The 13,141-nt window shown below is 34.4% G+C and carries 12 protein-coding genes; 2 read left to right on the forward strand and 10 right to left on the reverse strand.

What is annotated here, in order from left to right; genetic code table 11:
- Positions 1 to 3: 3 nt before the first annotated feature.
- The 5 genes from DQM95_RS05035 to DQM95_RS05055 are packed head-to-tail and all read right to left on the reverse strand — an operon-like array spanning position 4 to position 5,362.
- On the reverse strand, positions 4 to 948 hold the full coding sequence (locus DQM95_RS05035; RefSeq protein WP_037592159.1) for a sensor histidine kinase: 945 nt from the start codon (positions 946 to 948) through the stop codon (positions 4 to 6).
- Positions 945 to 1,610, reverse strand: a complete 666-nt coding sequence (locus tag DQM95_RS05040) for a DNA-binding response regulator (protein ID WP_037592158.1) — start codon at positions 1,608 to 1,610, stop codon at positions 945 to 947. The genes DQM95_RS05035 and DQM95_RS05040 overlap by 4 nt, the downstream gene beginning before the upstream one ends.
- 45 nt (positions 1,611 to 1,655) lie before the next feature.
- On the reverse strand, positions 1,656 to 3,620 hold the full coding sequence (locus DQM95_RS05045; protein ID WP_046390889.1) for an ABC transporter permease: 1,965 nt from the start codon (positions 3,618 to 3,620) through the stop codon (positions 1,656 to 1,658).
- A gap of 1 nt (position 3,621) precedes the next feature.
- Positions 3,622 to 4,374 (reverse strand): ABC transporter ATP-binding protein, encoded by a 753-nt coding sequence (locus tag DQM95_RS05050; RefSeq protein WP_037592157.1) that lies wholly within the window; start codon positions 4,372 to 4,374, stop codon positions 3,622 to 3,624.
- A gap of 25 nt (positions 4,375 to 4,399) precedes the next feature.
- Positions 4,400 to 5,362: a S41 family peptidase gene (locus tag DQM95_RS05055; protein WP_037592156.1), complete on the reverse strand. Its 963-nt coding sequence runs from the start codon at positions 5,360 to 5,362 to the stop codon at positions 4,400 to 4,402.
- A 164-nt stretch (positions 5,363 to 5,526) separates the two neighbouring features.
- Here DQM95_RS05055 and DQM95_RS05060 point away from each other — a divergent pair, with 164 nt between their 5' ends.
- Complete coding sequence (locus DQM95_RS05060; protein WP_037592155.1) at positions 5,527 to 6,012, forward strand: PASTA domain-containing protein; 486 nt, start codon at positions 5,527 to 5,529, stop codon at positions 6,010 to 6,012.
- A gap of 30 nt (positions 6,013 to 6,042) precedes the next feature.
- Here the strand turns inward: DQM95_RS05060 and trmFO are convergent, their stop codons facing one another.
- The 3 genes from trmFO to DQM95_RS05075 all read right to left on the reverse strand — a co-directional run bounded on the left by trmFO (position 6,043) and on the right by DQM95_RS05075 (position 8,896).
- On the reverse strand, positions 6,043 to 7,377 hold the full coding sequence (gene trmFO / locus DQM95_RS05065; protein WP_037592154.1) for a methylenetetrahydrofolate--tRNA-(uracil(54)-C(5))-methyltransferase (FADH(2)-oxidizing) TrmFO: 1,335 nt from the start codon (positions 7,375 to 7,377) through the stop codon (positions 6,043 to 6,045).
- 138 nt (positions 7,378 to 7,515) lie between these two features.
- Positions 7,516 to 8,229: a DUF3307 domain-containing protein gene (locus DQM95_RS05070; protein WP_037592153.1), complete on the reverse strand. Its 714-nt coding sequence runs from the start codon at positions 8,227 to 8,229 to the stop codon at positions 7,516 to 7,518.
- Positions 8,222 to 8,896, reverse strand: a complete 675-nt coding sequence (locus tag DQM95_RS05075) for a SatD family protein (protein WP_037592152.1) — start codon at positions 8,894 to 8,896, stop codon at positions 8,222 to 8,224. Before DQM95_RS05075 ends, DQM95_RS05070 begins: the two co-directional genes overlap by 8 nt.
- 211 nt (positions 8,897 to 9,107) lie before the next feature.
- On the opposite strand from DQM95_RS05075, the gene DQM95_RS05080 reads away from it, so the two are divergent.
- On the forward strand, positions 9,108 to 9,992 hold the full coding sequence (locus tag DQM95_RS05080; protein WP_037592151.1) for a LysR family transcriptional regulator: 885 nt from the start codon (positions 9,108 to 9,110) through the stop codon (positions 9,990 to 9,992).
- A 33-nt stretch (positions 9,993 to 10,025) separates the two neighbouring features.
- Here the strand turns inward: DQM95_RS05080 and topA are convergent, their stop codons facing one another.
- Together topA and dprA are read right to left on the reverse strand one after the other, a co-directional pair.
- Complete coding sequence (gene topA / locus DQM95_RS05085; RefSeq protein ID WP_037592149.1) at positions 10,026 to 12,158, reverse strand: type I DNA topoisomerase; 2,133 nt, start codon at positions 12,156 to 12,158, stop codon at positions 10,026 to 10,028.
- 104 nt (positions 12,159 to 12,262) lie between these two features.
- Entirely contained in the window at positions 12,263 to 13,108 is an 846-nt protein-coding gene (gene dprA, locus DQM95_RS05090; RefSeq protein WP_012658425.1) for a DNA-processing protein DprA, read from the reverse strand.
- Positions 13,109 to 13,141: the final 33 nt, after the last annotated feature.

The raw sequence follows: 13,141 nt of genomic DNA on the forward strand, positions 1-13,141 counted from the left end.
TCTTTATTCCTTTTCTTTAATGATGACAAGAGTTCCCTGGTCAATGTGACTCTGTATGGTGATAGCTAAATGTAGCTGCTCTAATACGGTTCTAGTCATGTAGAGACCAAGGCCAGAGGCTTTCTGTAATTCATGACCATTAAAACCTGTGAATCCCTCATCGAATAAGCGAGGTAAATCTTCCTCTAGTATTCCAATACCTTCATCTGATATCTCTATACTTTTTTTGTTTAAACGGATGCTTATATGACCACCGTGATGAGAATATTTAATAGCGTTATCGAGAAGCTGCGTGAGAGCAAAACTGAGCCATTTTTTATCACTTGTCATTGTAGCATCCCCACTTATGCTGATACTTATTTCTTTTGCGATGCAGACGGGACTCATTTGTTTAATGATTGCATTAAATAAAGCTCTTAAATCTATTTTTTCAAATCTAAAATCATCTTGATGTTGGCTAAATTTTATATAATTTAGAAGTCGATTTAAATAATTCTCCAGCCGCATAACCTGTGTTTTTACTAATAATGGATTATATTCTTGGGTTTGACTCATTAAAGATAAGGCTGATAAGGGTAATTTCATTTGATGGGACCATATTTTAATAAAGGTATCTTGCTTTTTTCTATTTTCTTTTTCCAACTGTAATTTTTGATTCTCTAGATTCAGTCTCTTTTTTAGGAGATTTTGATAAGCTAGATCAGTTGGTGATGTTAATGCTTTTAATTGATTTACATAAATATATTCTTGTAAAAAAATCATTTTTTTGCGGAATTGCCAAAATTTCCAAATGGAATAAAGCAATAAAAATGTAAGAGATGTTAGACTTGCAATAAGAAAATAATATAAAGGTAGTTGGTAGAGTGCAAAGACCAATAAGTTTAAGAGGTATAAAATAAGAAATTGAAAATACCATCCTTGATATTCTTTGAAAAATTGACCTATCATTTGATTATATAGCCTACTCCTCTCACAGTGTGAATACTTTCGAAGCCAATCTCCACTAATTTTTTTCGTAACCTCGCCATATTTACATTCAAGGTATTATGATCAATATATTGATCACTATCCCAAAGTGTCATTAGCAGTTCTTCTTTAGTAACAATCTTTTCTCTTCTTTTTAATAAAAGAGCAAACAACTTGTGTTCGGTCAGGGATAATTGGAGTTTTTCCTTTCCGTTTGTAAAGGTACCGTCGAAGTGTAGACTATAATTTTCAAATTCTAAATGATCCGAAGAAAATTCCATAGACCGACGTAAAAAAGCTGCTATTTTAGCATCTAAGATGGTCAACGAAAATGGTTTTGTGATAAAATCGTCCCCGCCCATATTTAAGGCCATAACCGTATCCATTTCGTCAGTTGAACTTGAGATGAAAATAATAGGTACCTTTAAATGTTTTCGAATTTCTGTTGTCCAATAAAAACCATTATAAAAAGGAAGAGTGATATCCATTAAAATGAGATCTGGATCAAGAGCTAGCACCTCATTTTTAATATCACGAAAATTGCTGACACAGGTAACTTGATAAGAATGTGCCAAATGTTTTTTTAATAATTCTTGTATGGTTTTATCATCTTCAACCATATAAATTTTTGGAAAACTTGTCATACCCCCATTTTAACAGAAAAGCAGCGAAAAAACTCGCTACTTCTTCTACCTTTCAATAATTTTATAATATGTTTTACTGGTCAGTTTGTAAATGACATAATAGATTAGAATAATAAGGCTAATTGTAAGGGCACTGACATTGTAAATCATATGAACATCAGTCACACCAAAGAGTAATAACATTTGTTTGATCATAACCATAGCTGCACTAAAATGCAAAATAGCAAGTGATATGGGCATAAAGAAGACCACTAATAATTGAGAATTGATTGCTTTTTTGATTTGGTCAATACTCATACCGACCTCTTGTAAAATGGTATAGGATTTTTTATCTAAATGCCCTTCTGTGTACTGCTTGTAATAAATGATTAATGCGGCACCTAATATGAAACTTAGTCCTAATAGAAATCCAGTGAAAAGGAATCCCCCAGTAATGACATAATAGTCTTTCTGGAAATTCTCTTTTCGTTCATAGTATGCTAGATAATCTTTACCATGACTGATAGCTACTGAATTTGGATCTGCAATGCTCTTCATTTCTTTTTCAGATAATTCTGCTAAAACTGTTAAGTCTGAAGTGATATTTGCTTTCATACCTGAATGTTTATTAAAACTATCAATAATCTGGCGCATTATCTTGAGGTCCTTTACGACCATGATCGTTGGGTTATAGGTATTTGCGATTTCTGGCAATTTTGCAGTTTTAAGATTTTTAACAACGTGATAGTTTTTACCAAAGATAGAAATTTCATTTAAATGACTAGTGTTTTTTTGTTGGAAAAAAATCATTTGATTATCCTTCAAAGTTGGAACAGTATTTCCTAAGGCTCTAAAATCCTTTTCAGGGATAATAAAACTATTGGTCAGTGTTTTAAAGTTAGGGTTTTGAAGGCTTTTTTTTGTAATGGCAATTTTTTTATCATTATCATTGTTAAAGTTTACCATTGCGCTAGTATAGCTTATATAATCACTTTCACGTAACTGTAATTTAGGCAATATCAGTTCTTGAAATTGTTTTTGATGATTAAGATCATTTGGATTATCAAAGGTAATCTTAGTATTTTTTGGGAACAGCTGATTTAACTGAGATTCTGAGTTAGTATATAATGCTGTAGATGTTGCTATGGCAACAAAAGCCATGACAGCTAATATGGTGATATTGGCAAGGCCGACTGCATTTTGTTTCATACGAAAAATCATTTGTGCTGTTGTGATGAAATGCTTAGGTTGATAATAGTATCTTTTATTTTGTCTTTTTCTCTTAAGATACCAAGTCATAAAGGAAATATAAAAGAGGTAGGTTCCTATGATAACGAAAATCACTGCAATGAAAAATCGATAAATAACGGCCATGGCTGCAATTTTTGTTGAGGACAGTGATAAATAATAACCAAAACCAATAGATAGGAGTGCTAAAGCAGCTAAGAGCTTATTGCCACGTGGTTCTACTTCTCCTTGTTCTTGATCTCTAAACAGTAATAATGGTGACGATTTGCCAATCTTAACCATTCCAATGATTTCAAGGAGGAGAAAAATAAACCCAAAGAGTACAATTGTTATTAGAAAGGCAATGAAGTTAATATGCAACCTAAGGTCTTGATAGTGAAGGAGGTTTGCAAAAATCAGATAAAAAAGATGGGAAAAAATCCCAGAAAAGAGACTCCCCAAACCAATCACACCTAAATAAGTGATTAAGAGTTCATAACTAGCAACAAGACCTACTTGCTTTTTTGTCATACCTAGTACAGTGTATAACCCAAATTCACGACTCCTTTGCTTTATAAAAAAGAGATAAGAGTAGATTTCCATAATAGTAGCAAAAATAAGGAGGACAACTGAAGCCAACAATAACAGTATTTTACCATTTTGCATATTTTCTGAAACCGGGCCGGTAAGGAGTATCATAACAATTGTATTTAGCATAAATAAGACAATACTCGCTAAGATAAAAGGGACAACAACTTCTTTTGTTTTTTTGAGATTGTTCCATGCCATTTTGAGATAAAACATCTTATTCACCTCCTAGCAAGCCTGCCATGGCTAAAGAAATATCTTTACTAAATTCCATATTTGTCCGATTTCCTCGATGCATTTGATGATAAATTCGACCATCCTTAATGAAGAGTACACGTTTTGCATGGCTAGCAGCATTGGCCGAATGGGTAACCATTAGCAGGGTTTGTCCGTCAAGATTAATGTCTTCAAAAAGGTTTAGTAGGTCCTCTGAGTTTCGATAATCTAAAGCTGCTGTAGGTTCATCAGCTAAAAGGAGTTTAGGATTGGTGATCAAACTTCTAGCAATGGCTACTCTTTGTTTTTGGCCCCCTGATATTTCAAAGGGTCTTTTTTCTAATAGCTCTTGAATTCTTAATTTGGGAGCTAATTGTTGCAAACGACTTTCCATTTCCTTTATAGATTTACGAGCTAAAACCAGTGGTAAAAAAATATTGTCTTTGATCGACAGGGAATCTAGAAGATGAAATTCCTGAAAAACAAATCCCAAATTCTCTAGTCGAAATTGTGCTAGTTTTTTGTCTTTAATTTGAGTTATATCTTGACCATTTAGTATGACTGAACCACTTGTTGGTTTTTCAAGAGTAGCTAAAATATTGAGTAAGGTTGTTTTACCAGAGCCAGACTCACCCATTATTGCAATAAATTCACCAGATTCAACTTTAAAATCAACATCTTGTAATGCCCTTGTCTCTTCTTTTGAAAATCTTGTGCGATAAACTTTTTCTAAATGCTGTATATCTAATAACATGTCATTCTCCTTACACTATTATAACTTATTTTACTTGACCAGATAGCCATTTTTGGGCATCTTCAAGGGCTGTACTTGATACTTGGTCAGGGATAATAGGTTGATTCTCATAGCTTTGCCCATTTCGATCAATGGTTTTGGCGATACTAAGCATCATTTCAGCTCCATCATATAATGGAAAGGTCATATTTACCGTCGTATAAGAAGCTGAATTGACACCAAAATAACGTGTTTTTTCCATACCTTTAAATGATAAGGCAACCATTTCAGCAGAGGATGCTGTTTTTCCATTAATGACTAGTGCAATTGGTACTTTTTGTTTATGAATAGCCTTTTGCAATTTGATTTTGGCTTGATTTTTGAGCTTATTCTTGGCTAAGAGGTAATCTGTTTTTTGCTGATACTTATCTTGACTTGAAAAGAGTTTGCCGTCAGGTAACAAGGAAGACAAGCCTATTAGCATGGGTGCCATATTGCCTCCGCCATTATTGGCTAAATTGATAATGACAGCCTTGTAGTGATCATAAGATAAATGATTGTTGAGGGCATCAGCATATTTTGCCATTTCCTTGGGATCACTTCCTAGAAATTCAGGTAAGGTGACAAGTAAAGTCTGTTGTTCCAGCATTTTTACTGTAGGTAGCTGTTTTTTTGCCTTGGTTTGACTTATTTCTTGCTTGGATTGGATAAAGGAATGTTTACCTCCAGCTTCTTTAACCACCTTTGATAGAACTTTTCTAGCTTGGCTATATGTGGAAACTGTTTTGAGTTCTTTTTCAGCTGAATTTTTTGCTTTATTCCAGTCATCCCCCTGAGCGTAGAGCCCTATACTATCCATTTGCTTCAAGGCTATTTGTCCATAGGTTCTAGGACTCGGAGGAATTAGATAGAAATTGGATTTAGGGCCTAGATAAAGGACTGCTCCTATAAGTAATGAAAGTGATAAAGCTAGCGCTGCAAATATTGAATAGACTTTAGACTTTTTCATGGTCTTGTTCCTCTTTCCTTTTAATAAGTTTATTTTACACTTATTGATCAGTTTGAGACTTACATTTAGAAAGTGAAAACTTACAATTTCGTAAGTTTTCACTAAGAGAAACAGAGTTACATCTGATATAATAGATTCAAGAATTGCCTTCTAAGGAGAATACTATGGCTAAATTAAGTAAATTTTCAAAATCGTTAGGGGCCTTTGGGAAAATTATTTCTGTGATTCCTGATACTACCGAATTAATTGGTAAGGGTATGGACAACACTCGTCCAATCATTGAAAAATATATGGATCAAAGGCAAGCACGTCAAGAAAGATTGAGAACTATTGATGATGTTATTAATTTACCCTTAGATCAGGCGAAAGAACACCTTGAAAAACAAGGATTTGTTGTGGCGTCTATACCTGCAAAACCTGATAAAAAATGGTTAACGGCTTCTATTAATGAGGTTGTTTCAATGTCTCCGAGAACTGGTAGGCACCGATTAGGAAGCTTGGTCAAGCTTTATTATGTCACTACTGAAGTCTTAGAAAAAAGTCAATCGTTATTGGATCAAGATAATTTGAAAAAAGTTGAACGCAATCAAAAAATTGCTGATACATTGGAAACAGTTAAACACATCAAAATGCCTTTTGGAAAAAAATAAAAAAATAAAAACCATCCCTTGGGATGGTTTTTAGCTATTTAGAAAGGCTTCTAAATCTTTGAGCGATCTTTCCGCTATAGCTTCGTAACGCTCTTTCTTATCACGGATTCGTTTGCCTTCTAATTCTTTGATAATACCAAAATTAACATTCATTGGTTGAAAATGTTTACTGTCTGTATGTGTGACATAGTGTGGCAAGCTACCAATTGCTGTTGTTTCAGGGAAAATAATTGCCTCTTCTCCTTTGAAGAGTCTAGCAGCATTAATACCAGCAATAAGTCCAGAAGCTGCTGATTCCACATAACCTTCTACTCCAGTCATCTGACCTGCGAAGAAGAGGTTTTCATTTGCGCGTGATTGGAAGGTTTGTTTCAGTAAATTTGGTGAATCCATATAGGAATTACGATGCATAACTCCATAACGAACAAACTCAGCATTTTCAAGTCCTGGAATCATTTGGAAAACACGTTTTTGCTCGCCCCATTTCAAATGTGTCTGGAAACCAACCATATTATATAAGCTTCCTGCCGCATTGTCTTGACGTAATTGAACAACAGCGTATGGTGTTTTATAGTCACCATCACGTGGTCCTTTATAATCATCTGGGTATTCTAAACCAACGGGTTTCATTGGACCATATAGCATAGTTTTAATGCCACGTTTTGCCATAACTTCGATTGGCATACAGCCTTCAAAATACTTTTCTTTTTCAAAAGAGTTCAAAGGTGCTTCTTCTGCTGTTGTCAAGGCTTCATGAAAAGCCAAAAATTCCTCTTTTGTCATAGGACAATTGAGATAGGCAGCTTCACCTTTGTCGTAGCGTGACTTTAGATAAACTTTGTCCATATTGATGGTTGACTTATCAATAATCGGTGCTGCTGCATCATAGAAGTAAAATCCTTCTCCGCCATTTAGGGCATGAATTTTTTCAGCCAATGCATCGGATGTTAATGGACCGGTTGCTATAACAGTGATGGCATCATTTGGAATTTCTGTGATTTCACCCCTGATAACTTCGATAAGTGGATTATTCTCAAGCTCTGCTGTGACAGCTTCAGCATAACCTACTCGGTCAACTGCCATGGCTCCACCAGCTGGAACGCGGTGCGCTTCCCCGGCACGCATAATAATGGAATCAAGGCGTCGCATTTCTTCTTTTAGGAGACCTACGGCGTTTGTTAAACTATCCCCTCTGAAAGAGTTGGAACAAACTAATTCTGCAAAGTTGCTTGTTTTATGTTGCGGTGTGGCTTTAACCCCACGCATTTCATAAAGTTTAACAGGGATACCTCTTTTAGCGATTTGGTATGCGGCCTCTGAGCCGGCAAGACCCGCGCCGATAACGTTAATATAAGATTGAGACAATAGACTAATACCTCTTTGGAAAGTATACCTTCCCACAAATCTTTCTTTAAATTTTACTTGCTATATTATAGCAGAAAAAGACTCAAAAGCAAAAGAATGTTGATGTTTTACTCTTTTCTTTTTGGAAAAAGGTGCCCTTTAAAAGCAAATACAGTAAGCTAGAAAAACACTTAAAATACTAAAAAGGGATCCTATTAGATAATATTCAGCAAAAGCAGGGCTTTCAGAAATTTTATTGTAGCGTGCGATAGACTTAGCTGTGAAAACTAAGCCGATTGAGGCATATTGCCCCATGACCATACAAATACCAATAACTATTCTTTCCAATGTCCCAATCATAGCTCCTGCGCCACTAATGGTATCTAGTTTGACGCCTTCTGCAGGCTGATATTTTTCAAAGAGAATCTTAAAAAGGATATTACTTGGTTTTGTTATTAAAATAATGAAGAGTGCTGTTGTAAGTAAGCTGTTATCTAAATAAACTACTTTTGAATAGTTGTGAGCATTTATCACTGCAAGGCTGGCGATAATCGTCAGATGAAACAATTGATCAAGGATAAACGATTGTTTGATATTGAGTTTTAAAAGCCTTGCAAATTTAGATTTTGATAAATCAATGACGGCATGGCTCAACCAAATGATTAGATAGGTTAGCCATTGATTGGGTATGAGAACAAACAGGGGCATTAAAGTCACACCAACAAGTAAGATATGCTTAAGTAGATAGCGCTTGTCACTTAGCTTTTTTTCCGCCATTTGTGGACTTTGAAAGTGAAAATCGGCTAGGAAATGACATATTAAAAGGAGTAACAATAAGGGATTGCTTTTTAAATATTCTGCGATACTAGGCATTTTGATTTCCTTCTATTCTAAGTTTATTGATCAACTCTTTTGCAGCATTTCGGGTTCGAAAATAGACTTTAACACTACTACTTTTTAGCCTTTTAGATAGGCTACTTGCCGTCAAGCCTAGTTTTTCTGAAACTTCTTTTTGATCAAAATTTTCTTGGTAATAGTTTAAGTGTAAAATTGTTTCAAAGACTTCTTCTTGACTTGCTCGCCAATTACTTTTAATGGCATCTCCTGCAGAAATCAAGGCATTAATGACAACGTCTGTTTCTAAATCTTTTGTTCTTATCGCTATTTTTGTTTGCCCATAATCATTTTTTTGATGAATATAGGTTATGGCTTCTCTCGCCTGCCAATATGCTGGTCCGTCTGCTCCAATACTCATTTCAGGATTGATTTCTGTTATAATTTGACCGATTCCAATACCATATCTTATGGAATGAGGTTTCATAGCAAGAGAAATGTCATCAATCATTTGGAAAACATTTGCTTCTATCTTAAGCAAGCCTTGGAATTCATCTCCTAATGTAATTGAAAATTTTGAGACAATATCTTTTTGATATTTTTGATTGATTTTTTCTAAGGCTTTCTTGAATTTTTCCTGAAATTGATAGCGCTGTTCAACTTGTTTTGAATCGATAAAATCACCAATAACTGCAATATAATTCATTATGCTCCTCCATTTTAGTCCATTATAACAGACTAAATCAGAAAAGTCCATTATAACAGACTAAATAAAAAAGTCCATTATAACAGACTAATCATAAAAAGTCGTTTATAATAGACTTTTTATGATTGATGTAAAGGTTTATTGATAAAAAGGGGTAAGACCATAAACTTTGATAGATCTATGGTATACTAGAGTTAAATAGGAGAGATCTATGGAAATTAGGCAATTAAATTATTTTATTACAGTAGCAGAAACAAAGAATTATTCTCATGCTGCTAAAAGTCTATTTGTGACACAACCGACTTTGTCACAATCGATAAAAAAACTTGAACAGGAATTAAATACAGCCCTTTTTATTCAAAATGGCCGTCAGTTACAATTAACCGAGGCCGGTGAAATTCTTTATCAACGAGGAAAAACCTTGCTAAAAGATTTTAATCTCTTGCTTGAAGAAATTCATTTATTGAATCAAGAAAAAAAAGAATCTATAAGAATAGGATTAACATCACTATTTGCTATTCAATTTATGAAACAAATTTCAACATTTATGGCAACACATTCAAGTGTTGAAGTTTCCTTAATTCAAGATGGTTCTAGAAAATTACAAGAATTATTAGCAAAGGGAAAAATCGATATCGGTCTCCTATCATTCCCATGTCTAAGAGATGATATTACCATTGAACCATTACAAACATCAACACATGGGTATAAAGTTAGTATTGTTATGCCCAAAACGCACCCATTAGCAAATCATAAATCATTACGGTTAATTGATCTCAAAGATTGTCGCTTTGCTACTTTAAACGAGCATTTTATGTTAGGTGAAATGTTGCCAAGACGAGCTAGATCACTCGGTTTTGAGCCTAATATTGTTTTCAAACACAGTGATTGGGAAGTTATCATTCACAGTCTTGAAAGCCTTGATGCTGTAACGATTTTAGCTAGTGAATTTGAAAGTTTAAGTCAAAAAAACGATCTCATTTGGATACCGTTTCAAGATAAAAATGATTTTTACCCAATAGGCATTGCTTATCGCGACAATTACACTTTTAGTCCAACTATTGAAGAATTGTTAGCACTTTTAAAAACAAATTAAATAAAGTTAGAGTCATTTACTCTAACTTTATTTTTATTTGATTTTTTCTTCTTTGTAGTCGCATGACTCACTGCTACAAACGACTTGTTTGCCACCACCTCGAATTTTCTTTTCAACGAGATAATCACCTGATTTAGGACACTCTCTTCCTACAGGAATATCCCATGAGGTGAATTCACATTCTGGATAGCGGTCACAGCCATAAAAAACACGATTTTTCTTGGTTTTACGTTCTATAACTTGTCCTTTTTTACAGATAGGACAGGTCACACCGATTTCTTTAGTTATTGCTTTTGTGTTACGACAATCTGGGAAGTTGCTACAAGCATAAAACTTTCCAAATCGACCTAATTTAATAACCATAGGGTGACCACAAAGATCACAATCAAAACCTGCTGGTTCATCTTTAATTTGAATTTTTTCGATTTCATCTTCAGCTTTTTCTAAATCTTTTGCAAAAGGTTTGTAGAAAGTATCGATGACCGTTTGCCACTGTCTTTCACCAGTTTCAACCTGATCAAGTTTTGCTTCCATTTCGGCTGTAAATGTAACATTGACGATATCTGGGAAAAATTCAACGATTAATTTATTGACGATTTCACCAAGTTCTGTTGGTTCAAAACGTTTTGCTGAAAGTTTCACGTAATAGCGTCTTTGAATGACTTCTAAGGTTGGAGCATAAGTAGATGGTCTCCCAACCCCATTCTCTTCTAGTGTTTTAATGAGGGTTGCTTCAGAATAACGGGCAGGTGGTTGTGTGAAATGTTGCTCAGGATTTGTAGACTCTTTTGTAACGACTTCTCCTTGTGTCATTTCTGGCAGCATTTTATTTTTATCAGAATCATTATAAACTGCCATATAACCATTAAATTTAATTTGACTACCATTGGCAATAAATGAAACGCTATTTTGTTCAAGCGTCACTTTGACGGTATCAAAAATTGCTGCAGTCATCTGACTTGCTACGAAACGATTCCAGATAAGCGTATATAATTTTAACTGATCTTTATTTAAGTATTTTGCAATTGATTCAGGTGTATAGTGGACATTGGAAGGTCGAATGGCTTCATGGGCATCTTGAGCGCCATTAGTATTTTTTACCTTGTTACCGTGTTTTGAATAATTACTACCAAATCTCTCGGTAATGAAGGCTGCTGCTTCATTTTGTGCAATAGGACTAATTCTTGTTGAATCAGTACGCATGTACGTAATGAGACCTTGAGTACCGTTACTACCAAGATTAATCCCTTCATAAAGTTGTTGTGCAACCATCATAGTTTTACGCGTTCGAAAGTTTATCTTATTGGCAGCATCTTGCTGTAATGATGAAGTGGTATAAGGCATTGGTGCATTTCGACGGCGTTCTTTCTTTTCAACAGTTGTAACGTCGAAAGCATCACTTTTAAGGTGAGACAAAACAAACTTGACATCATCATTTGTTTCTAACTTCATTTTCTTTCCATTCAGTCCGTAAAAACTTGCTTGGAATTTTTGTCTCCCCTTTTTGAATAAACCATCTATAGTCCAATATTCTTCAGGTACAAAGGCCTTGATTTCATTTTCACGATCAATAATAAGTTTCAAAGCAACAGACTGAACACGTCCTGCTGAAAGTCCTTTTTTGACTTTTTGCCATAAAATAGGTGAAATAGAATAACCTACAATACGATCTAAGACGCGTCTTGCTTGCTGAGCATCAACTAAATCCATGTCAATGACTCTTGGTTCTAAGAAAGCATTTTTAACAGCATCTTTGGTAATTTCGTTAAAAACGACACGGTTTTTGTCATCACTTTCAAGACCTAAAATATGGGAAAGATGCCATGAAATAGCTTCTCCTTCTCTATCCGGGTCACTTGCTAAGAAAACTTTTTTGGCGTTTTTAGCTTCCTTTTTGAGAGAATTTATTAAAGGACCTTTTCCCCTGATATTAATATATTCCGGTTCATAATTGTTTTCAAAATCAATAGACATAGATGATTTTTTTAAATCACGAATATGACCCACTGATGCAACAACTTTATAATTTCGGCCTAAATATTTCTCAATTGTTTTAGCTTTAGCAGGTGATTCCACAATGACCAGATTTTTTTGAGGACTCGTGGATTTCTTTTTTGTAGCTTTTTTCTTTGCAGGTTTTGCTACGCTTTTCGTTTTAGTTACCAATTTGACACACTTCCTATAACTTAATGGTTAAAGCTTATAGAATAATATCCCATTTTTAATAGACTGTCAATAAAAAAATTTATATATAGGAAGAAAGTTTAAACTCAAAAAAGTTCAGAACTGATTTGAAAGCCATTGGTCACGCACTTTGCGCCTTCTTGAATCAATAAATTACAACCATCAGAAAATCCATCGATAATATTTCCTGGAATAGCATAAACGTCACGTCCTTCATCCAATGCATGTTGACAGGTTATCAAACTTCCAGAGCGTTTTTTTGCTTCAACTACTAATACTGCTTTTACGAGACCTGCAATAATACGATTTCGTTCAGGAAAGTGAAAGGAATATGGCTTATCATTAGGGGCATATTCTGATATAAGGAGATGATGTTGACCAATATAATCTTGTAAGCGGCGATTTTCTTTAGGATATATGTTATTAAAACCAGAGCCAATAATTGCAATTGTTTGACCACCATTTCTTAAACTACTGAGGTGAGCGGCTGTGTCGATGCCTCTAGCAAGTCCACTGACAATAACATATTTATTATTTAATTCTTCAACAATTTTTTGGACACTTTTTATTCCTGTTTCGGAAGCCTTTCTAGACCCAACAATAGCTAGTTTAGGTGAATCTAGTAGTTTGATATTTCCTTGGTAGAAGAATAAAACTGGTGGATTATGAATTTCTTTTAATAGAGCTGGGTATTCCTTATCTAGAATAGAAATGGAAGGATATTCCATGAAAATTTTTCTAAGTTCCTTACTTTTTAATGCTTTATAGTTCTCTATGAATGTAATGGGATCACTACATTTGGATACAACAGCCATATTTCGTAAAGATAAAGAAAGTGATTGTGTAGAGTGTTTCATGTAGGCGATGATATTCAGAATGTGATGATTTTTTAGTCCGGCACACTTAAGTTTAAAAATGTCAAAATTATTCATTAAATTACCTCTCTACCTAACTATTCGAAAAAA

Origin of the sequence: Streptococcus uberis, assembly GCF_900475595.1 — a bacterium.
In the GTDB taxonomy this organism is placed as follows: domain Bacteria; phylum Bacillota; class Bacilli; order Lactobacillales; family Streptococcaceae; genus Streptococcus; species Streptococcus uberis.

Bases quoted from the DNA above. Each gene is read 5' to 3' on its own strand.
- DQM95_RS05035 (WP_037592159.1), bottom strand. From the start codon at position 948: ATGATAGGTCAATTTTTCAAAGAATATCAAGGATGGTATTTTCAATTT.
- DQM95_RS05040 (WP_037592158.1), bottom strand. From the start codon at position 1,610: ATGACAAGTTTTCCAAAAATTTATATGGTTGAAGATGATAAAACCATA.
- DQM95_RS05045 (WP_046390889.1), bottom strand. From the start codon at position 3,620: ATGTTTTATCTCAAAATGGCATGGAACAATCTCAAAAAAACAAAAGAA.
- DQM95_RS05050 (WP_037592157.1), bottom strand. From the start codon at position 4,374: ATGTTATTAGATATACAGCATTTAGAAAAAGTTTATCGCACAAGATTT.
- DQM95_RS05055 (WP_037592156.1), bottom strand. From the start codon at position 5,362: ATGAAAAAGTCTAAAGTCTATTCAATATTTGCAGCGCTAGCTTTATCA.
- DQM95_RS05060 (WP_037592155.1), top strand. From the start codon at position 5,527: ATGGCTAAATTAAGTAAATTTTCAAAATCGTTAGGGGCCTTTGGGAAA.
- DQM95_RS05070 (WP_037592153.1), bottom strand. From the start codon at position 8,229: ATGCCTAGTATCGCAGAATATTTAAAAAGCAATCCCTTATTGTTACTC.
- DQM95_RS05075 (WP_037592152.1), bottom strand. From the start codon at position 8,896: ATGAATTATATTGCAGTTATTGGTGATTTTATCGATTCAAAACAAGTT.
- DQM95_RS05080 (WP_037592151.1), top strand. From the start codon at position 9,108: ATGGAAATTAGGCAATTAAATTATTTTATTACAGTAGCAGAAACAAAG.
- dprA (WP_012658425.1), bottom strand. From the start codon at position 13,108: ATGAATAATTTTGACATTTTTAAACTTAAGTGTGCCGGACTAAAAAAT.